The following is a 19,678-nucleotide window of genomic DNA, read 5'->3' as shown; positions in this document are numbered from 1 at the left end:
CCGGACCTGCTGTGTGATTAGATACTCAAGACCTTTTCGCCACGGGCGATACCCGAGACGCCGGTGCGTACCACTTCGATGACGGTGGTTGGCCCAATCGCTTCGATAAAGCTGTCCAGCTTATCGGTGGTGCCCGCCAGCTGCACGGTGTACACGCTGCTGGTCACATCGACAATCTGTCCACGGAAGATATCGGTCGTGCGTTTGACCTCCGCGCGCTGTGCACCAGTCGCTTTTATCTTCACAAGCATGAGCTCGCGTTCGATATGCGCCCCTTCGGACAGATTCACCAGCTTGACCACCTCGATCAACTTGTTGAGGTTCTTGGTGATCTGCTCGATCACCTCGTCGTGCCCAACCGTGGTAAGGGTAAGGCGCGACAAAGTCGGATCTTCAGTCGGCGCTACGGTCAGCGTCTCGATGTTGTAATTCCGCTGAGAGAACAGGCCCACTACGCGGGACAAGGCGCCTGGCTCGTTTTCGAGCAGAACGGATATTATATGTCTCATCATGTGCGCTCCGTCTTGCTCAGCCACATATCGCGCATCGAGCCATCCTTGATATGCATAGGATATACGTGCTCGGAGTCGTCAACCCGGATATCCATGAACACCAGACGCTTGGTGTTGGCAAAAGCCTCTTCCATTGCCGGCTTCAGGTCCTCAGGCTTCTCCACACGCATACCAACATGTCCATAGGACTCGGCCAGCTTGATGAAGTCCGGTAGTGACTCCATGTAGGAATGCGAATGGCGGCTACCATACTGCATATCCTGCCACTGGCGAACCATGCCAAGAGCCTGGTTGTTCAGGGTAATGATCTTTACCGGCAAGTCGTATTGCAGACAGGTCGACAGCTCCTGGATATTCATCTGGATACTGCCTTCACCGGTCACACAGGCAACCTGCGCATCGGGATAATGCAGCTTGATACCCATTGCCGCAGGCAAGCCGAAGCCCATGGTGCCCAGACCGCCCGAGTTGATCCAGCGATTGGGTTTGTCGAAGGGATAATACTGCGCAGCGAACATCTGATGCTGCCCCACGTCGGAGGTAACATAAGCATCACCCCGGGTGACATCCCAAAGGGTTTCGATAACGGATTGCGGCTTGATTATCGAGCCGTCGCCCTCGTCATAGGGGAACATCCGGCCTTCGCCACGCCATTCCCGAATCTGTTTCCACCAACTGGCCAGCGACTCCTTGGCCGGACGCAGGTTGTGCTCCTTGACCATGGCGACCATCTCGGTCAAAACGCTGTCTACCGGGCCGACTATAGGCACATCCGCGCGAATGGTTTTGGAGATGGACGCAGGGTCGATATCCACGTGCACGATCTTGGCATTTGGGCAGAACTTGCTTGCACCGTTGATAACCCGATCGTCAAACCGCGCACCAACGCAGAGAATCAAATCACTGTGATGCATGCTGACGTTTGCGGTGTAGCTGCCATGCATACCCAGCCAGCCGATAAATTGCGGGTCGGTACCCGGATAAGCACCCAACCCCATCAGCGTATTGGTAACCGGCACACCCAGTTCACGGGCCAGCTCAGTCAGTTGCGCCGCTGCGCCACCAAGGATGACGCCACCACCAGAATAGATAATCGGCCGCCGGGCCTCGACCATCAGATCCAGAGCCTTGCGGATCTGGCCGGAATGACCACGTACCGCCGGATTATACGAGCGCAGCTTCACCTTTTTCGGGTAGCTGTACTCGAACTTCTCGGCGGGATTGGTCATGTCCTTGGGAATATCCACAACCACAGGACCAGGTCGACCGGTTTGTGCGATGTAGAAAGCTTTCTTGATCACCTCCGGAATTTCCCGCGGATCCTTGATCATGAAACTATGCTTAACGATGGGACGAGAGATACCGACCATGTCGGTCTCCTGGAAAGCATCAGTGCCGACCATATCGCTAGCAACCTGACCGGACAGGATCACCATGGGAATGGAATCCATGTACGCCGTCGCAATACCGGTAATGGTATTGGTTGCACCAGGGCCTGATGTCACCAGCACAACGCCGGCCTTGCCGGACGCACGCGCGTAACCGTCGGCCATATGCGCGGCTGCCTGTTCGTGGCGCACCAGAATATGTTCGACTTCGTCCTGACGGAAAATCGCATCATAGACGTGTAACAGGGCACCACCGGGATACCCGTAAATATACTTAACACCCTCGTCACGCAATGAGCGGACGACCATCTCAGCGCCGGATAAAAGCTCCACTTTAGAATCACCTCTAGCTCGTCACCCGTCTGGGACGGGCAACAGGGTACCTGTTTACTGCTCGGCAGAGCATTGACAACGGTGGTTGCCATGCATCAGCTTGACTACGTGCAATGGAGGCAGACCCTGTTGGTGCCGGGTCTGACTCACCCAGCGCGAGGTAGCGCGTGCGGGTGCCAGGCCAGGAGCTGGCGGATTTCGCCACCTGGTTTGAGCAACAAAGCAGCCTGATTCGGTAACCTGTTGGGCACCAATACCAGCCTGCTCATGTGAACCACGAATTGTTTACACTCAGGCGCCACAAGTCAAGCCAAGTTGGACGAAAGCATGATATCCGACACGGCCTGGACAGAGACCTCTGGTCAATCATTCGGGGTCGGTTATATTAGGCGAGCCAGAAGCCCTCAACACACGGATGGACAGGATATGCACAAGACGCTAATCGCACTCACTTTCGGCCTGCTGAGCAGCGTCGTTGCTGCCGAACAAATGTATCGCTGGATTGATGACCAGGGCGTACCACAATTCGGGCAGCAGCCACCCGAAGGCAAAGCCTATCAACGGATGGACATCAGCTCACCGCCCCCACCCGGCGGCACATTGCGCGCACCGGCGCCGCTACCGAAAAGCGCTGACAGTGAGGCGCAAGCGGAGGAAGACCCTAGCACCACTGATGAGGCGCTGGCTGCCAAACGCGCCGAGCAGTGCGCCAAGATCCGCCGCAATCTGCAGACCATGGAGCGAAACCCTCGTCTGAGTAAGACAACTGATGATGGTGAAACCGTTCGAATAGGGGAAGAAGAGCGCCAGGAAATGATGGAACAGGCTCGCTCAGACCTGGAAGAGTTCTGCAATTGATAATACTGACACTCCGAGCCATCTATCACTCAGATCACTCCAGGTTGCCTGCCAACTGATCGATGCGTGCGAGAAGTGCCAATAAATCGGCCTGCCTGCGCCCCAGGTGCCGGAACGCTTGCTCGCCCATCGGCGTTACCTGGCAGCCACCGGGTAACGCAAGCCCCTGATCGGCAAGCAATCGCAATCGGGGTATGAACACCCATTGCAGCCACTGCTCGAAAGCCATGGTATCCACGCAAAAAGGCTGGGTACTGGCCAGCTGGATTCGGGAAGGCGCCTGCAGCGACCACAAATCCAGACTATACAGCTCACGTTCCAGCTCTTTCAGAGCCAGACATATTTCCGACCAGACAGCTTCTCTCACAACGCTACGCGTGCCCGCTGGCGAGCTTCGGCCGCACCCGCCCCGTTACCCTGCTGCTCACGCGCTTTGGCAATCAACTCCCACAACCCGGCTTGCAATGCGGGACGGCCGGAAGCGTAACTGAGTCCACGCTGGGCCACCTGTTCGGCCTGAGGAGCATCACCCTGCGCCAACCGCACCTGCGCAAGACGATAGAACACCTGAGGCTCGCGCGGTGCGATACGCATGGCACGTTCGAGACTGGAAGAAGCACCACCCAGATCACCTCGTCCTTCCTGGTCACGAGCAGCGGTCAACAATGCCAGCACCGGGCCGTCAAGTTGCTCGTCCTGCTGTAATGCCGAGCCCGTCGAAGGACTCTGAACACTCCCCTGGCCCTGCGTCTGAATATCGACCGGATACGACTGAATGGCCTGCGACCCCCCGGCCTCATCCGGCACCATGACAACGACACCACTGTCTGCGGGCCGCTCAACCTGCTGTGGAGGCGGCATCCCGGGCGAGTAGGTAATGTCTTCGCTGGATACCGGTCGACCGGAGTCGACCACCGGAACCGTACCTCCGGTACCAGCGCACCCCACCAATATTGTCGCGATGGCCAGCAGGCCGGGAAGTCTCATCTGCATTACTGTTTCCTCATTGTTTTACTGCAACCAGCCACGAATAGTGTCCATCAAGCGGTTGGCTCCGTCCTTCAATCCTTCCTCACTCAGTATCGGGTTGCAACCCGGGCCGGGTAACGGCTGATAGCCTGCCTTGAACGGCATCTGCACGCTGCCTTCACAACTCGGATCACTGCCCATTCCCGTCTCGCTATCTACCCAGGCCATGACCACACCCTGTACCGGGGCACTGCTGAGTCCCCTGGGATTGGCCTGGGCCATAAAGCCGCTCCAGACCTGCAAAGCACCGGACGCCCCGGTCAAGCCGGTATTACTGTTATCGTCTCTTCCAATCCAGCTGACCGCCAGCAGGTCGTCCGAGAAACCGGCGAACCAGCTATCACGCAGATCATTGGTGGTACCCGTCTTGCCAGCCAACCGGATGTTGCGATCAATCTGGTTATAGGCTGATCTGCCGGTACCTTCTGTCATGACCCGGGTCATTGCCTGCTGCAAGAGGTAGATACTGGCAGCATCAAAACGCTGTTCTACCTCGAAGGGATAACGCCGCAGCGGATCCCCCTCCGTCGTCAGTACGTTGCGAATGGCCCGCAATGGCGTATTGAACCCGCCACTAGCCAGCGTCTGGTACATGTCTGTTACCTGCATCGGCGTCATCGACCCGGATCCAAGCAGCATGGATGGAAATGCCGGCCAGTCATGCTGAACGCCCATTCGCCTGATGGTATCCAGCACCTCGGCAACACCTACATCAACGCCCAGGCGCACTGCCGCCTGGTTATAGGAGTGGCTAAGCGCTTCATGCAAGGGTACCCATCCATGGGACTTGCGATCGTAATTCTGAGGCGACCATGTCTGACCAGGTTCGGCCTGCAGGGAAATGGGTGCGTCCTCGACCAGCGTGGTCAGCGCGTACTCCTGAGGCCGCTCTAGCGCGGTCAGATAGATCGCCGGCTTGACCAATGAACCGATGGGACGTGAAGCGTCCAGCGCTCGGTTGAACCCCTGGAAGCGTGGATCAGTACCCCCCACCAGCGCCAGCACCTCGCCGCCCTGGGCACTTGTGACCACCATTGCCGACTCAAGCGGACTGGCCGCATCAGCAGGCGTCAAACGTTTAACTGTCGCCTGGACCGCCTGCTCGGCTTTCTTCTGTAATAACGGATCGAAGCTGGTAAAAATACGCAGGCCTTCGCTGGTCAGATCCTCGTCGCGGTAGTCCTCCCGCAGCTGGCGCTTGACCAGATCCATGAAAGCGGGATAACTGGTATCTGCCATGCTGCCGCGCACAGAGATGTCCAGGGGCTTGGCGATTGCCTCGCTGGCCTGCTCTGCGCTTATCATTCCCTGCTCGGCCAGCATTCCGATCACCAGATCACGGCGGGCCTTAGCGCGCTCTGGATGGCGACGCGGGTTGAACATTGACGGGCCTTTGACCATACCCACCAGCAATGCCACCTGGTGCAATTGCAGCTCGTGCAGGGGTTGAGCAAAATAGTACTGGCTACCCAAACCGAAGCCATGCACCGCTCGGCGCCCATCCTGGCCAAGAAAAACCTCATTCAGATAGGCCTCGAGAATGTCTTCCTTGGAGTAATGCGCTTCAAGCAAGACCGCCATGATCGCTTCGGTACCCTTGCGGATCAGACTGCGATCACTCGTAAGATAAAAATTCTTCACCAATTGCTGGGTCAGAGTGCTACCACCCTGCACCACACCGCCAGCCCGGACGTTGGCATACATTGCCCGGGCAATACCTCTTGGAGAGACACCGAAGTGCTGGAAGTAATCACGATCTTCCACAGCCACCAATGCTTCAACGAGAAAAGGCGGTGTCTGCTCGAGACGAATGAGAATCCGGTCTTCGTTATGAGCCGGGTAGATGCCACCTATCAACAAGGGCTCTAGGCGGCCCATTACCAGCCCCCCGTTACCGGCCAGACTCGTCACCTGACCGCCCTGAAACTGCAACTTCAGCAATTGTGCAGGCTCAGTCCCCTCGAAAAACTGGAAGCCGCGAGTGTAGACATTGACGCTGTTGCCATTGACTGAAATCTGACCAGGCTGCCTGGCAGCCGTGGCCCTGCGATAGCCCAATGCACCCAGCTCAGTAAGAAAATCGTCGCGACTCAGCTTCTGACCGGCAAACAGCTCCAGCGGCCGAGCAAATACCTTGGCAGGAACAGCCCAACGTTTACCCGTAAACTTCTCCTGTACCACCGCGTCCAGGTAAATGGTCAGGCCCGCGAGCAGCACCAGGCCCACCAGCACGAGTTTGATGAACAGCCCGGACCAGCCATGCCAAAGCCCTTTCTTTTTGCTGCTAGCGCGTTTTTTAGCCATAACCCTCTGCACTTAAGTAAACAGCGTCATCGACCTGTATCGATAATCGCATCTGTTTGCGGTTGGCCAGAGCCCGACCAACCCGCATAATGACCTTTTTGCCTTTCAAAGCAAGGATACACCGTGAGCCAGACACTGCTGAAAGCCCTGCAGAACCCCGACCTCTTCGACCACCCGGTTACCAGTTTCACATTGATGGAAACGCATATTTCCTGGGTCTTGCTGACTGGTGACTATGTTTACAAGATAAAGAAACCAGTCAATTTCGGTTTCCTGGATTATTCCACACTCGACCGTCGCCAGCATTTCTGCCATGAAGAAGTACGCCTCAACCGCCGGCTTGCACCTGAACTCTATCTCGACGTGATCAGCGTTCATGGCAGTGAAAACAAGCCCAACCTGCATGGCGAAGGCCCTGTTGTCGAATACATGGTCAAGACCCGGCAGTTCCGCCAACAAGACCTGCTCGGCAACATGCAGCGGGCCGGTCAGCTCGAAGCACGACACATCGACAGCCTGGCTCAAAAGCTGGCTGGCTTTCACCAACACATCGAGCGCGCGCCCCTGGAAACACCATGGGGCGAACCGGACAACCTGCATGCTCCGGTGGCAGAAAACTTTACCGACATTCGCGGCCTGATTTCCGAACCAGCTGACCTTGAACAACTCGAACAGCTGGAGCAATGGGCGCATAGTACCTTCCAGCGCCTGACTCCCAAATTCTCCCAACGCAAAGCTGAAGGCTTTATACGCGAATGTCATGGTGACATCTATCTCGACAACGTCACCCTGATAGACGGAGAGGTAACCCTGTTTGACGGAATAGAATTCAACGATGCGTTCCGCTGGATTGATGTCATGAGCGATGTCGCTTTCATGGCCATGGATCTGGAAGACAGGGGCCTTAACAACCTTGCCCAACGGTTCGTCAATGGCTATCTGGAGCACACTGGCGATTACGCCGGCCTGGCACTGCTCGACTACTACAAGGCCTATCGGGCAATGGTTCGCGCCAAGGTGGCCCTGTTACGCCTGACTCAGCCAGATGTCAGCGAAGTGGAACGCAAGGAAGTGCTCGCCCGTTACCACAGCTATGCTGACCTGGCTGAGCGTTACACCCACGTACCACAGCGGTTCGGCATCCTTACCCAGGGCGTGGCTGGCTCAGGTAAAAGCACCATAGCCCTGCACTTGGTACAACAGCTGGGGGCCATTCGTCTGCGCTCGGATACAGAACGTAAAAGACTGTTCGGCACCCGAGGCAGCGGTAACCTGGATGCAGGGTTGTATTCAACCGATGCCAGCGAGAAGACTTACGCCAGGCTGGCAAATCTGGCCACTCAGGTCCTGGCTGCGGGATACCCTGTGGTTATTGATGCGGCCAACCTCAAGCAGTCCCAGCGCGACGCGCTGCGTCTCGCCATCGAGGATCAGGGTGTACCCTGTCTGATATTGCAGTGCACGGCCGCCCTGGAAGTCCTCGAGGAACGCATCAGCAAACGGCAAAGCGAGGCGACCGACCCCTCCGACGCGGACATCAGAGTCGCACGGCACCAGCTCGAACACATGGAAGAGCTGACAGAGGACGAAAAGCTATGCAGCATGAGCGTTGCCACTGATGTGGAAGACAGTCTGGAGCAACTGGTAAACCAGCTACGCGAGCGGTTCTAGTTGTTCCAGCGACGTGGCTGTACCTATCAGCCACGTCGCACTACACTCCTTGCTGGGAACCAATAAAAAGAAGCCCAGACCATGCATACAGAAAAAGTCCAAGGCCGCGACGAAAACGTCCGTGCCTGCATTACCCCGCCAAGGTGTTTTCGAGCATCTTCCAGATACCATGAGTACCCTGCCCACCAGGCGCAAGGGGGCAGATCATGATCGATGATGAGCTCCTGGCCATGCGCAATCTCGGCAAGACCTCCGCCCAATGGCTGCACGCCACAGGCATCCACGATCGCGACGAACTCGATCGCCGGGGCCCCGTCGGGGCCTATTGCGCCGTGCGTGAAAGAGGCTTTCGGGCATCCAAGTCATTGATGTTCGCCATAGCCGGCGCGCTGCAAGGCGTGCACTGGAATGACCTGGACCCGGAATACAAAGAGCAATTGCTCGAGCAGCTGAAACAACGCCAGGCAAATCATTGATTCGGCGTAAATTGCGCTGGAGCCAAGGGTGCGGCACGCTGAATAGTTGAAGCTGATCACGCTCACGACAATTTATATTGGCAGTAGCAGAACCCACTGCAGTATCTTAATGCCAACGGCCAAGATTTCCCGAGCTCGTGCGACTTTCAGCTGCAGGTCTTGCCGAAAACAGGAAAACAAAAAGGAATTCGCACATGTATCTCATCGGTGACCAACCCCCCTACGCAGAAAAACTCATCAATGCGCTGCAGCTCATACCCGAGCAGCTGCTGGATGGGCTGTCACCGTGCGGGGAGCCCATATCCCTTGATGCAGTAAACGATCTGTACGAACACGTAGGCAATAATCGCATCTATCTGCTTCAATCCGGCCTGCTACATGCGGTTATCGAAGACAAACCCCTGTTCTACATTCAGGAGGGCGACCTGATCGGGTTACGTCAGGGCCTCAATACCGCCCCCTGCACCTACCGCAGCGACGAACCATTGATACTGGTCCCCTACGATCGCGAACTGTTGTTCAAGCACATTCATGGCAACAGCCAACGACAGGAACAGTTCACCCAGTATATCCTCGGCCAGGCGGCCCTGATGTCTGACGCGCTTGCCTACAGCCGCCCCCCTGAGGTACGCCCGGTAACCGGTTTTCAGCATTTCCCGGCCGGCGCCGAACTCATTCGTCAGGGCGACGATGCGGATCATGTATTCATTATTACCGAAGGTCACGCCGAGGCCTTTGTGCAGGGTATAAAGGTAGGTGACGTGCAGAAGGACGAAATTTTTGGCGCGATGGCCCTGTTTACCCGCGAGAAGCGTTCGGCGACCGTAATCGCCAGCGCTCCGACAACGGTAATGATGATCCCCAAGGAACAGTTTCTCGCTCTGATGCAAAGCAATCCGCGAATTGCCCATAGCCTGATCGAAAGCATGGCTCGCAGAATAGATCTGATGAACAAGGAACTCACCCAGTACAAACAGGCTACCCGCTAATTACTGCACAACGCTTGACATGCGAATGAGAATCTATATTATTAGCAACAAGTCGTCGCGAGATGACTTGTTGATAGCAGCTTGCTCCAAGCCGTTATCTCCTCATCAGGCTAATCACGGATTAGGCCCGCTCAATGAGCGGGCCATTTTTTTGGCTGATTAACTGATCAACAGAACAGTGCGATCGCCAGCTCTACTCCCATTGCGCACAGTAATCGGTTTCCGGTAGCGCCGCCGTCAACCAGATAAAATCTGCCTGCGTCCTGTCCGGTAACGGAGCTCCGGCTTCCACCAGGATCACGACCAATGGCACCGCAGGCCCATCTGCCGGCCAATACAGGGGCACGCCGAGGTCCTTGCGCACGTGATAACTACCTGCCAGCAGCAATGCAGGCGTCGGTGCTTCCAGCAACTGCTGCGCCATTCGCTGATCACGACCCTGTTGGATAGCCAGCATCGCGGGCAACTGGTCTTCGGGCATCTTTCCGCAATGGGCGGTAGCGATGGTTTCATTGAGTAGCTGTAGCGCCTCGGTGCTGTAAACGTCAGTCTCTAACGCAGGTTCCTGGTAGATTGCGCGCATCTCCTCTTTGGTAAGATTTGCTCCCAACAGACGCTCCGGGTTAGCCAGGCCCCACTTGACCAGCGGGCCGTATAAATTCCAGTCCCAACCGGGACTCCAGTCCAGTTTATCGTGCAGGACTGTATCGTCATTGTCGGCCCTGCCCTGCAATTCGTCTGCCGCCGCCTGCTGCGAGGGGTCGATCATTTCCATCAGCAGGGCGCCCTGGGAACGATTGCTGTGCAATTTCTGCAGGAGCCACAACTGCAAACGGTGGTGATCGGGATTGTCGTGTTTCTCTCCAACCAGCACATGGGGAGCGGAAGCCAGGCTCTCGACCAACATGGCCGGAGTCAGCCAGATACCGTTCGCTGTATCCAGCACCTGACCCAGGTGCGGGTCATTCAGCCCTTCCGGACTGACCCAGTCAGGCAACTGCTGTGCCTGCACCGCGAAACTGCAAACGCATAACCACACCAGGAGCAAACGGCGCATCGCGATACCTCAGCTGATAATTAATGGGCAATCCAGTTGCGGATGGGGTGCGACCTGTACCTCGACACCAAACACCTGACTGATCCGCTCTGCCTTGAGCACATCCCAGGGGGTACCCACGGCAGAAACCCCTCCACGATCAAGCAGTAGCAACCTGTCAGCGTAGCGTGCCGCCAGATTCAAATCGTGCAATACCAACAATACCGCATTGCCGCGCCCGGCGAGCTCACGGGCTTGTTGCAGAATCAGTCGCTGATGGGCCAGGTCCAGCGAGGCAGTAGGCTCGTCGAGTAGCAGGCAGGCAGGCTCCGCATTACTCCATATCTGCGCCAGTACCCGAGCCAGATGCACCCGCTGGCGTTCGCCACCAGACAAAGCAAGGTAGCTACGCTGACGCAAATGCGTGATGTCGGCTGCATGCATCACCTCTGCGGCTATACGCGCATCCTCGTCCCGCCCGCTGGCGTGGGGCAGCCGACCGAGCAGCACAACCTCCTCAACACTGAAGGCAAACGCGAGCGAGGAAGCTTGCGGCAATACGGCAAGACGCTGCGCGCGCTGGTTGGCGGCCCAGGACTCCAAGGGCCTGTCTGCCAGAAGAATATCGCCAGCAGCGCGGGGCAGCTCGCCGCTCAGGGTAGCCAGTAGCGTACTTTTCCCGGCCCCGTTGGTGCCCAACACCGCCAGCACTTCCCCAGCCTGCAGGCGGAAATCAATACCAGCAACAACCTGGCAGCCACCCCGCGCACAACTGAGCCCCCGAACTGCCAGCATTACCACCCCCGGCGCTGTGAGCGCAGCAACAGGATCAGAAAGAATGGCGCACCCAAAAGCGCGGTGAGAATCCCAATCGGCAGCTCCGCCGGTGCAATCACCAGCCGCGCCACCACGTCAGCCAGCAGCAGCAAACCGCCACCCAGCAGCATTGACCCAGGCAGTACCAGGCGATGATCAACGCCCAGCATCAAACGAATCAGATGCGGCACCACCAAGCCGACAAACCCGATCAGGCCCGCTACCGCCACGCAGGCCCCCACTCCCAGGGCAGTCAGCAGGATCAGCTCACGCTTGACCCGCTCAACGTCGACGCCCAGATGCCGAGCTTCGGACTCACCAAGCAGTAAAGCGTTAAGTGCGCGAGCCTGACGCGGCAATCGCCAACATATCAGTGCGCAACACAGCGCAAGTGCAAGGACCCGTGGATAGCTTGCCGAGCCCAGGCTACCCATGTTCCAGAAGGTGAGCGTGCGTAGCATACGGTCATCGGCCAGATAACCCAGCAGACCGATAAGCGCGCCGCTGATCGCGGCGATTGCGATACCGGCCAGTAACATGCTGGCGACCGAAGTGCCTTGAGCCGTCTGCCCCAATCGATACACCAACAGCGTAGTGACAACCCCTCCGCCAAACGCTCCGATAACGGTTGCGTAGGGCAGTAAAGCATCAGGCATGGCGGAAAACAGCCAGCCCCCCAGCACAATAACGACAGCCGCGCCGAGTGCCGCACCACTGGAAACGCCTATCAGGCTGGGATCGGCCAGAGGGTTGCGAAACAGTCCCTGCATAACAGCTCCGGTCAGCGCCAGCGTTACGCCGACCAGCAATCCCATCAGTGTGCGCGGCAACCGGATCTGTTCGATGATCACTTGAACTTCGCCGGGTGCCTCAGTCAACCCCAGCATGTTCCCCAAAGCCGCGAGGGTATCCAGCGGCGCTACAGTGACCGCCCCCAGCCCGAGTGACAATAGAATAGTCGACAGCAGAAAGATAAAAAGCACTGTGAGAATGGCTGGGCGCATCCGCGCATGCATAATCATCAGCGTTTCACCGACAATCTGCAGGGCCGGAGTAGTCTGCGAGACTGGCGGCGGCATGCGCCGGCGGAGATAATGGATCCATGACTGACAATGATGATTTTCTGCCCGCCCCCCTGTGTCGTCTCGACCAGCTCGCCGACCCCGGCAGTCTGGGAGTGGAACGCGATGGCGAAATGCTGATGGTGATACGCCAGGGCAACCGTGCCTACGTTTACGTCAACCGCTGCCCCCATCGCGGTATCCCCCTGGAGTGGGTCCCCAATCAGTTTCTCGACAGCTCCGGCAGACTGATCCAGTGTGCCAGCCACGGCGCGCTTTTTCTGCCGGAAAACGGCGAATGTGTCGCCGGTCCCTGTGCTGGCGCGTACCTGCAACCGCGCCGCTGCCATATCGGCAATGGTCAGGTCTGGCTTGACTGAACGCCCATGTCCGTCGCTCTGGCTCATATCTCCACCGGCAGTTGACCTGCCACTTCCAGGCCATGCGGTGAGGGGACTACCGACCAGGCGATGACCTCCACACCCTGGGCTACAGCCTGACGCAACAGCCGACCGTATTCGGGGTCTATCTCATCGGCGGGCCTCACCCACTCGATGCCAGAATGCATGACACAGAACAGCAGGCAGGCACGCCTGCCATTGGCGGCCAGGCTGGTCAGCTCGCGCAGATGCTTCTGCCCCCGCAGACTGACGGCGTCCGGAAAAGCGCCGCCGCCCGCACCCACCGCCATGGTTACGCTCTTGACCTCGACCACACATTCCCCCGGATCGCTGAGCAGAAAGTCGAAGCGGCTCTCGCCGCCTGGCAGCCTGACCTCCGGCCGCACCACACGATAGCCCACAAGTGGCGTGATCAGATCCTGCGCCAGCGCGGCAGCCACCACCTTGTTGGCCCGTGCACTGTGAATACAGGCCAGACCACCAAGCGGTGTTTCAACCAGCTCCCAGCTACCCGGCAGCTTGCGCCCGGTCTTCTGTTCCAGGCGCACCCAGACGGAGCTGCCCGGCTCGGCACACCCTTTCATTGATCCCGTGTTGGGACAGTGCACGGTCATTTCGCGGCCATCATCCAGGCGCACATCGGCGAGAAAGCGTTTATAGCGCTTGAGCAGGATGCCGCTGTGCAGGAGGGGTGAAAATGGTATCGATGTTGCGGACATTATCTGAGACCCCGCTCCAGACGCTCGACTGCCTGCCCGAGTCGATCGAGGGATGCGGTGTAAGCGAAACGTACATGCTCATGCTGGCGATAGTCACCGAAGTCCAGACCCGGTGTAATCGCCAGATATTCGCTTTCAAGCAAGCGCCGACACAGCGCGCTGCTGTCTGCGGAATGCCTGCTGATGTCGGCATATAGATAGAAGGCGCCCTGCGGGGTGGTCGGTATCCCGAAACCTAGATCACGCAGCGCAGGAAGAAGAAAATCCCGGCGAGCCTGAAAAGCTTTCCGACGCTCCTCGCAAATGGCTTGAGTTTCCTCTTCGAACGCCGCAAGCGCTGCCCACTGAGCCATGTGGGGCGCACAGATGTACAGATTCTGAGCCAGCTTCTCCAGTTCGGGAATCGCAGCCTCGGGGGCGATCAACCAGCCCAGTCGCCAACCGGTCATGCCGTAGTACTTGGAAAAACTGTTGAGCACGAATGCATCCGGCGCCACCTCAAGCACCGAGCTTGCCTCACAGTCGTAGGTCAGGCCATGGTATATCTCGTCAACCACCAGATGCCCACCCAACCGTCTGACTGTATCGGCCATTCCACGCAACTGGGGCTTGCTCAGCAGAGTACCTGTAGGATTGGCTGGAGAGGCCGCCAGTACCGCTGAACAACTGTCATCCCAGTGCTGCTCGATCAACTCGGGAGTCAGTTGGTAAGCGCTCTGCGGCCCAGTGGGTATCATCTTCGCATTGGCTCCGAGCAGGCGCAGAAAATTGCGATTGCAGGGATAGGACGGGTCGGCCATCACCACACTCTGTCCCGGATCAACAAGCAGCGAGGCTATCAGCAACAGAGCTGCCGAGCCTCCGGGGGTGACGACCACTCTACCTGGATCGACCTGCACACCGTAGCGGTGCGCATAGGAAGCGGCGATAGCCTCGCGTAACGCTGGCAAGCCCAATGCCGGCGTGTAGCCGGTATGTCCGTTGTCCAGGGCAGCCTGCCCGGCGCGAATAATCGGGGCAGGGGTTGCAAAATCGGGCTCGCCGATCTCCATGTGGATCACGTCGCGACCCTGCGCTTGCAGCGTCTTGGCCCGCGCCAGCACACTCATGACATGAAACGCCTGAATATCCCGCGTCCGCTCTGCCCACCCCTGCCTGCGCATGCCTGCTCCTGAATCTGTGATCGTTACCTGCGTCGAGACTGCGGATGATACCCGTCCAGCCCCGGCCCGGCAGCCTGTTTACACTGACTTGCATCAACTGAACCAACCATCTGACGGCAAACAGTAGCGCGGTTGGTCAGGTTCTGGTAGTTTTGCCGCCTTGCATGCCACTGGCTGCACCCTCAGGCCATCCGCGACGTGGGCCTGGCACAGAAAGATAGAGCAAAAAAGTGAGGGGTCCTCATGCCCAGCAATGCCAAAGAAAAAAGTTCAATGTTGATCCGTGGGTTCGCACCCTATAAGGAAAAGAAAGGCGAAGAGTATATGAACGAGCAGCAGCTCGAGCATTTCGCCGCCATTCTCAACGGCTGGAAGCGCGAGCTGATGGAAGAGGTAGACCGCACCGTGCATCACATGCAGGACGAGGCTGCCAACTTCCCGGATCCGGCCGATCGCGCCAGCCAGGAAGAGGAGTTCAGCCTTGAACTGAGAGCCCGCGACCGCGAGCGCAAGCTGATCCGCAAGATCGATCAGACCCTCGAGCGCATCGAGGATGACGATTATGGGTTCTGCGATTCATGCGGTGTCGAGATTGGTATTCGTCGCCTTGAAGCGCGGCCAACCGCCACGCTATGCATCGACTGCAAGACGCTGGCAGAAATCAAGGAAAAGCAGGTAGGCAGCTGATACGCCGCCTGTTAACCAACCCTGCCCGTCATCGGCGCCAGGGTTGGCAGCGTTCCTTTGCCTGCTGAAACAGGCCACCTGCCATGACTTTCCAACAAGAACCCTACGTCGGCCGCTTCGCTCCGACCCCCAGCGGTCACCTGCATTTTGGCTCGCTGCTCGCCGCTCTCGCCAGCTACCTGGACGCACGCCACCAGCGTGGACGATGGCTTGTGCGTATGGAAGATCTGGATACTCCCCGCAACATGTCCGGCGCTGCAGAACACATACTGCAAACGCTAGAGGCCCATGGCCTGATCCGGGATGGCGACGTGCTAGTCCAGAGCCAGCAAACCGAACGTTATCAACAGCAGATCAATAGCTGGGTTGGCCAGGGCCTGGCGTATTACTGTAATTGTTCGCGGGCCGACCTCGCGGTATTTGGGGGCGTGTATCCCGGTACCTGCCGCGGGCGTAACCTGCCTCCCGCCGATGACCATGCGGTGAGGTTACGGGTAACAAATGACCCGATCGTTTTTACCGACCGCTTGCAGGGCAGAGTCACCCAACACCTGGAAAGCGAGATAGGCGACTTCGTGATCCGACGACGCGATGGTGTGGTTGCCTACCAGCTCGCCGTGGTAATGGACGATATAACCCAGGGCGTTACTCATATTGTACGCGGCGCCGACCTCCTCGACTCAACGCCCAGGCAGCTGTGGATTTACCAGTTACTCCAGACTACCGCACCTGAATACCTGCATATTCCCCTCTTGATGACGCGGCGCGGGCACAAGCTCAGCAAGCGCCTGAATTCAGCTGCGATCGAAGACTCTCAGGCACCGGCGAGCCTCTACTCGGCCCTGCTGGCACTCCGGCAACAGCCGCCCGCCGAGCTTCAGAACAGGCCGGTGGCCGAGGTCCTCGCCTGGGCAATCGAACACTGGCAGCCAGGCCAACTGCCCGCCGTGCGTGAAATCATGGTGCAAGACCCGCAATGAGCGAGCTCGCTGAACATCGCGGAGCTTGGCAAGCAAGGCCGGCCTGATTACCCTATTACCTCATTCAACCCGTCGCCGGTGGCGCTCGGGCAACCCACGGCAGTGCGCTGTCGTCGATCTCTGGATGCCCATGTATATCTACCGCCTGGTACTCTTGCTGGTGATCGGCATATACCTGTTCTCGCCCGCCATCATGGATTGGTGGATCGAGCCGCAGGGTGCCTGGTATCGCCCCTATATGCTCTGGTTGATCCTGATCATTGCCGGCATTGTGCTGCAGAGTCCGAAAGATGCCGATGAGCTTTGAGCTGAGCCACCTGCTGCTGGTCAGCATCCTTTATCTACTCACGTTATTTGGCGTTGCCTGGGTAACTGAAAGGGGCATGCTGCCGCGGGCGCTATTGCAGCATCCTGCGGTTTACACCCTGTCGCTGGGGGTTTACGCCAGTGCCTGGGCTTTCTACGGCACGGTCGGGCTGGCCTATGAGTACGGGTATGGGTTTCTTACCTACTATCTCGGCGTATGCGGTGCTTTCCTGCTGGCCCCGGTACTACTGGGACCCATCCTGCGTATCACCCGCACGTACCAGCTCTCGTCCCTGGCAGACCTCTTTGCCTTCCGTTTCCGCAGCACCCTGGCTGGCACCCTGACGACACTGTGCATGCTGATTGGCGTGTTGCCACTGCTTGCGCTGCAGATACAGGCAGTCGCTGACTCGGTACAGATTCTCACCCAGGAGACCGGGCAGAATGCAGTGGCTCTGGGCTTTTGTGTACTGATTACCCTGTTCGCAATCCTGTTCGGCGCGCGTCACATTTCCACCCGGGAAAAGCATGAAGGCCTGGTCATGGCCATTGCCTTCGAATCCCTGGTCAAACTGGTCGCCATCGGCGCGGTAGGGCTGTACGCCCTTTACGGTGTTTTTGGCGGCCCAGCCGGCCTCGAGTCCTGGCTCGCCTACAATCAGCAGGCACTGCAAACATTGCACTCACCTCTGCAAGAGGGCCCCTGGCGCACCCTGCTTCTGGTTTTCTTCGCCGCCGCCATCGTCATGCCGCACATGTATCACATGGCCTTTACCGAAAACCTCAACCCCCGGGCCATGGCCACGGCAAGCTGGGGGCTGCCCCTGTTCCTGTTGCTGATAAGCCTTGCCGTACCGCCGATTCTCTGGGCCGGCCTGCACTTGGGCATCCCCACCAATCCTGAATATTTCACCCTGGGTCTGGGTGTGGCTGCCGGGGCCGACTGGCTGACGCTGCTTGCGTTCATCGGCGGGCTGTCAGCGGCCAGCGGCCTGATCATCGTGGTTACCCTGGCCCTTTCGGGCATGGTACTCAACCACCTGGTTTTGCCTGTCTACCAGCCCAGCGCCGAGAACAACATCTACCGCTGGCTGCTCTGGACCCGCCGCACGCTGATCGCGGCCATCATCATGGCCAGCTACGGCTTCTATCGTCTGCTTGGAGCTGAGCAGGACCTGGCCAATCTGGGTATTGCCTCCTTTGTCGCCACGGTTCAGTTTCTGCCCGGCGCGCTATCGGTTCTTTACTGGCAGCAGGCCAACCGCCGGGGCTTCATCGGCGGACTGATTGCCGGCATGCTGGTCTGGGCAATCACCCTGCTACTACCTCTTGTCACCGAGGTAACCGGACTGCAGATTCTCGGTCAGACACTGAGCTTCAATGCCGACACCTGGCATCTGGCAGCCATTGCCTCACTGGCCGCAAATATCTTCGCATTCACCAGCATATCGCTGTTCACCCAGCGCTCGCGCGAGGAACAGAGTGCAGCCGAAGCCTGTTCGGTGGATAACGTCAGCCGCCCACAACGCAGGGAGCTGATCGCCGATTCACCCCAGGAGTTCGCGCAACAGCTGGCCAAGCCGCTAGGCAACAAGACCGCGCAACAGGAAGTAGAACAGGCCCTACGTGATCTGCAGCTACCCTTCGACGAGCGCCGCCCCTACGCATTGCGGCGTCTTCGCGACCGACTCGAAGCCAACCTGTCTGGACTGATGGGCCCCAGCGTCGCACAGGAAATCATCAGCACCTTCCTGCCCTTCAAGCTGGCCCGCGAGGGTTACATCACCGAAGACATTCACTTTATCGAGAACCGGCTGGAAGACTATCACTCGCGCCTTACCGGTCTGGCTGCGGAACTCGACGGTCTGCGGCGCTACCATCGTCAGACCCTGCAGGATCTGCCCATGGGCGTGTGTTCGCTGGCCAAGGATAACGAAGTGCTGATGTGGAACCGCGCCATGCAGGCACTTACCGGCATCAGCGCGGAGAGCGTAGTGGGCTCACGCCTGGACGATATAGAAGCACCCTGGAACGAGCTGCTCGGACGCTTCGTCAGCGACCAGTCAGCCCATTTGCACAAGCAGAAACTTGTCGTAAAAGGACAGACGCAATGGCTGAACCTGCACAAGGCAGCCATTGACGAGCCTGGTAACGTTGTCAGCAGCGGCCTGGTATTGTTGATCGAGGATCAGACCGAGACGCAAATGCTCGAGGAGGAACTGATGCACTCCGAGCGCCTCGCTTCCATCGGTCGCCTCGCCGCAGGCGTGGCCCACGAAATAGGTAACCCGGTTACCGGTATCGCCTGCCTGGCGCAAAACCTGCGGGAGGAATCGGACCAGCCCGAGGCCAGGGAAATGGCCGACCAGGTAATGGAGCAAACCCGACGCATTTCCCGAATTGTCCAGTCTCTGGTCAATTTTGCACACGTCGGCAGTCGCCACAATAACAGCAACGAGAGAGTCGATCTGGCGAGCTGTACCAGCGAGGCCATTCATCTACTGTCACTCAATCGTCAGGGCCCCGAGGTTATTTATGTTAACCTCTGTAACCCCGAACATGTGGTCGCTGGTGATAGCCAGCGCCTGGTCCAGGTCCTGATAAACCTGCTGGGCAATGCCCGGGACGCCAGCAACAATGCCGACACGATTACCATTTCAACCCGGCAGAACGAGCATCAGGTCCTGCTGCATGTCGAGGATCAGGGCAGCGGAATAGACAAGGCGATCATGGATCGGCTGTTCGAGCCATTTTTCACCACCAAGCAACCAGGGACAGGAACAGGGCTCGGATTGGCACTGGTCTACTCGATTATCGAAGAGCACTATGGACAAATAACCATAGACAGTCCGGCAGATCCCATACTCCAGCGCGGCACGCGATTTATCATCACCCTGCCCCGCTACAGCGTTTTGAGCAACGGTGCCAACGCCTGAAGTCCATTCGGCA

At 58.2% G+C, this 19,678-nt stretch carries 19 protein-coding genes; 9 read left to right on the top strand and 10 right to left on the bottom strand.

Going from position 1 to position 19,678, the window contains the following annotated elements; genetic code table 11:
- Positions 1–17 precede the first annotated feature (17 nt).
- Positions 18–509, bottom strand: coding sequence for an acetolactate synthase small subunit (ilvN, locus tag IEV54_RS14425; RefSeq protein ID WP_150278842.1), 492 nt, complete (start codon positions 507–509; stop codon positions 18–20).
- Positions 509–2,233, bottom strand: coding sequence for an acetolactate synthase 3 large subunit (locus IEV54_RS14420; protein ID WP_150278706.1), 1,725 nt, complete (start codon positions 2,231–2,233; stop codon positions 509–511). Before IEV54_RS14420 ends, ilvN begins: the two co-directional genes overlap by 1 nt.
- Positions 2,234–2,659: 426 nt before the next feature.
- Here IEV54_RS14420 and IEV54_RS14415 point away from each other — a divergent pair, with 426 nt between their 5' ends.
- Positions 2,660–3,091, top strand: coding sequence for a DUF4124 domain-containing protein (locus IEV54_RS14415; protein WP_188434470.1), 432 nt, complete (start codon positions 2,660–2,662; stop codon positions 3,089–3,091).
- Positions 3,092–3,125: 34 nt separating this feature from the next.
- On the opposite strand, the gene IEV54_RS14410 is transcribed toward IEV54_RS14415, so the two are convergent.
- From IEV54_RS14410 to mrcB, 3 genes are read right to left on the bottom strand one after another with little or no spacing between them, the layout of a single operon-like run.
- Positions 3,126–3,458: a YqcC family protein gene (locus IEV54_RS14410; protein WP_150278710.1), complete on the bottom strand. Its 333-nt coding sequence runs from the start codon at positions 3,456–3,458 to the stop codon at positions 3,126–3,128.
- Positions 3,455–4,078 carry a tetratricopeptide repeat protein gene (locus tag IEV54_RS14405; RefSeq protein ID WP_444542568.1) on the bottom strand — a complete coding sequence of 208 codons (624 nt, stop codon included), beginning with the start codon at positions 4,076–4,078 and terminating at the stop codon, positions 3,455–3,457. Before IEV54_RS14405 ends, IEV54_RS14410 begins: the two co-directional genes overlap by 4 nt.
- Positions 4,079–4,102: 24 nt before the next feature.
- The gene (gene mrcB / locus IEV54_RS14400; RefSeq protein WP_150278712.1) at positions 4,103–6,424 is read right to left on the bottom strand and encodes a penicillin-binding protein 1B; all 2,322 of its coding nucleotides are present in this window, start codon (positions 6,422–6,424) and stop codon (positions 4,103–4,105) included.
- 123 nt (positions 6,425–6,547) lie between these two features.
- Here mrcB and IEV54_RS14395 point away from each other — a divergent pair, with 123 nt between their 5' ends.
- From IEV54_RS14395 to IEV54_RS14385, 3 genes are all read left to right on the top strand, one after another.
- Positions 6,548–8,095 carry a bifunctional aminoglycoside phosphotransferase/ATP-binding protein gene (locus IEV54_RS14395; RefSeq protein ID WP_150278713.1) on the top strand — a complete coding sequence of 516 codons (1,548 nt, stop codon included), beginning with the start codon at positions 6,548–6,550 and terminating at the stop codon, positions 8,093–8,095.
- 209 nt (positions 8,096–8,304) lie between these two features.
- A complete protein-coding gene (locus IEV54_RS14390) occupies positions 8,305–8,571 on the top strand; it encodes a TfoX/Sxy family protein (RefSeq protein ID WP_150278843.1) in 267 nt (88 codons plus the stop codon).
- 194 nt (positions 8,572–8,765) lie between these two features.
- Positions 8,766–9,560 carry a cyclic nucleotide-binding domain-containing protein gene (locus tag IEV54_RS14385; RefSeq protein ID WP_150278714.1) on the top strand — a complete coding sequence of 265 codons (795 nt, stop codon included), beginning with the start codon at positions 8,766–8,768 and terminating at the stop codon, positions 9,558–9,560.
- 193 nt (positions 9,561–9,753) lie between these two features.
- Here the strand turns inward: IEV54_RS14385 and IEV54_RS14380 are convergent, their stop codons facing one another.
- Genes IEV54_RS14380 through IEV54_RS14370 form a run of 3 tightly spaced genes read right to left on the bottom strand, consistent with a single transcriptional unit; the run spans position 9,754 to position 12,428 of the window.
- Positions 9,754–10,617, bottom strand: a complete 864-nt coding sequence (locus tag IEV54_RS14380) for a ChaN family lipoprotein (protein ID WP_150278716.1) — start codon at positions 10,615–10,617, stop codon at positions 9,754–9,756.
- 9 nt (positions 10,618–10,626) lie between these two features.
- On the bottom strand, positions 10,627–11,391 hold the full coding sequence (locus tag IEV54_RS14375) for a heme ABC transporter ATP-binding protein (RefSeq protein WP_150278717.1): 765 nt from the start codon (positions 11,389–11,391) through the stop codon (positions 10,627–10,629).
- On the bottom strand, positions 11,391–12,428 hold the full coding sequence (locus IEV54_RS14370; RefSeq protein ID WP_150278844.1) for a FecCD family ABC transporter permease: 1,038 nt from the start codon (positions 12,426–12,428) through the stop codon (positions 11,391–11,393). Before IEV54_RS14370 ends, IEV54_RS14375 begins: the two co-directional genes overlap by 1 nt.
- Positions 12,429–12,514: 86 nt before the next feature.
- Between IEV54_RS14370 and IEV54_RS14365 the strand changes: the two genes are divergently transcribed.
- On the top strand, positions 12,515–12,853 hold the full coding sequence (locus tag IEV54_RS14365; protein ID WP_150278718.1) for a Rieske (2Fe-2S) protein: 339 nt from the start codon (positions 12,515–12,517) through the stop codon (positions 12,851–12,853).
- A 23-nt stretch (positions 12,854–12,876) separates the two neighbouring features.
- On the opposite strand, the gene sfsA is transcribed toward IEV54_RS14365, so the two are convergent.
- Together sfsA and IEV54_RS14355 are read right to left on the bottom strand one after the other, a co-directional pair.
- Complete coding sequence (gene sfsA, locus IEV54_RS14360; protein ID WP_150278845.1) at positions 12,877–13,578, bottom strand: DNA/RNA nuclease SfsA; 702 nt, start codon at positions 13,576–13,578, stop codon at positions 12,877–12,879.
- Positions 13,579–13,592: 14 nt separating this feature from the next.
- Positions 13,593–14,756, bottom strand: a complete 1,164-nt coding sequence (locus IEV54_RS14355; protein ID WP_150278719.1) for a pyridoxal phosphate-dependent aminotransferase — start codon at positions 14,754–14,756, stop codon at positions 13,593–13,595.
- Between the two features lie 243 nt (positions 14,757–14,999).
- Between IEV54_RS14355 and dksA the strand changes: the two genes are divergently transcribed.
- The 4 genes from dksA to IEV54_RS14335 all read left to right on the top strand — a co-directional run bounded on the left by dksA (position 15,000) and on the right by IEV54_RS14335 (position 19,665).
- The gene (dksA, locus tag IEV54_RS14350) at positions 15,000–15,443 is read left to right on the top strand and encodes an RNA polymerase-binding protein DksA (RefSeq protein WP_150278720.1); all 444 of its coding nucleotides are present in this window, start codon (positions 15,000–15,002) and stop codon (positions 15,441–15,443) included.
- An 83-nt stretch (positions 15,444–15,526) separates the two neighbouring features.
- A complete protein-coding gene (gene gluQRS / locus IEV54_RS14345; protein WP_150278721.1) occupies positions 15,527–16,423 on the top strand; it encodes a tRNA glutamyl-Q(34) synthetase GluQRS in 897 nt (298 codons plus the stop codon).
- Between the two features lie 130 nt (positions 16,424–16,553).
- Positions 16,554–16,730 carry a hypothetical protein gene (locus tag IEV54_RS14340; protein ID WP_150278722.1) on the top strand — a complete coding sequence of 59 codons (177 nt, stop codon included), beginning with the start codon at positions 16,554–16,556 and terminating at the stop codon, positions 16,728–16,730.
- A complete protein-coding gene (locus IEV54_RS14335; protein WP_150278723.1) occupies positions 16,714–19,665 on the top strand; it encodes a sensor histidine kinase in 2,952 nt (983 codons plus the stop codon). Before IEV54_RS14340 ends, IEV54_RS14335 begins: the two co-directional genes overlap by 17 nt.
- The last annotated feature ends 13 nt before the right edge of the window (positions 19,666–19,678 follow it).

The organism is Halopseudomonas salina, assembly GCF_014637955.1.
Taxonomy (GTDB): domain Bacteria; phylum Pseudomonadota; class Gammaproteobacteria; order Pseudomonadales; family Pseudomonadaceae; genus Halopseudomonas; species Halopseudomonas salina.
The sequence above is the reverse complement of the archived record's forward strand: the minus strand, read 5'-3'. Positions and strand labels throughout refer to the sequence as shown.

Coding starts and splice junctions, on each gene's coding strand:
- ilvN (WP_150278842.1), bottom strand. CDS start 509: ATGAGACATATAATATCCGTTCTGCTCGAAAACGAGCCAGGCGCCTTG.
- IEV54_RS14415 (WP_188434470.1), top strand. CDS start 2,660: ATGCACAAGACGCTAATCGCACTCACTTTCGGCCTGCTGAGCAGCGTC.
- IEV54_RS14405 (WP_444542568.1), bottom strand. CDS start 4,078: ATGAGACTTCCCGGCCTGCTGGCCATCGCGACAATATTGGTGGGGTGC.
- mrcB (WP_150278712.1), bottom strand. CDS start 6,424: ATGGCTAAAAAACGCGCTAGCAGCAAAAAGAAAGGGCTTTGGCATGGC.
- IEV54_RS14385 (WP_150278714.1), top strand. CDS start 8,766: ATGTATCTCATCGGTGACCAACCCCCCTACGCAGAAAAACTCATCAAT.
- IEV54_RS14380 (WP_150278716.1), bottom strand. CDS start 10,617: ATGCGCCGTTTGCTCCTGGTGTGGTTATGCGTTTGCAGTTTCGCGGTG.
- IEV54_RS14375 (WP_150278717.1), bottom strand. CDS start 11,391: ATGCTGGCAGTTCGGGGGCTCAGTTGTGCGCGGGGTGGCTGCCAGGTT.
- IEV54_RS14370 (WP_150278844.1), bottom strand. CDS start 12,428: ATGCATGCGCGGATGCGCCCAGCCATTCTCACAGTGCTTTTTATCTTT.
- IEV54_RS14365 (WP_150278718.1), top strand. CDS start 12,515: ATGACTGACAATGATGATTTTCTGCCCGCCCCCCTGTGTCGTCTCGAC.
- IEV54_RS14355 (WP_150278719.1), bottom strand. CDS start 14,756: ATGCGCAGGCAGGGGTGGGCAGAGCGGACGCGGGATATTCAGGCGTTT.
- dksA (WP_150278720.1), top strand. CDS start 15,000: ATGCCCAGCAATGCCAAAGAAAAAAGTTCAATGTTGATCCGTGGGTTC.
- gluQRS (WP_150278721.1), top strand. CDS start 15,527: ATGACTTTCCAACAAGAACCCTACGTCGGCCGCTTCGCTCCGACCCCC.
- IEV54_RS14340 (WP_150278722.1), top strand. CDS start 16,554: ATGTATATCTACCGCCTGGTACTCTTGCTGGTGATCGGCATATACCTG.
- IEV54_RS14335 (WP_150278723.1), top strand. CDS start 16,714: ATGCCGATGAGCTTTGAGCTGAGCCACCTGCTGCTGGTCAGCATCCTT.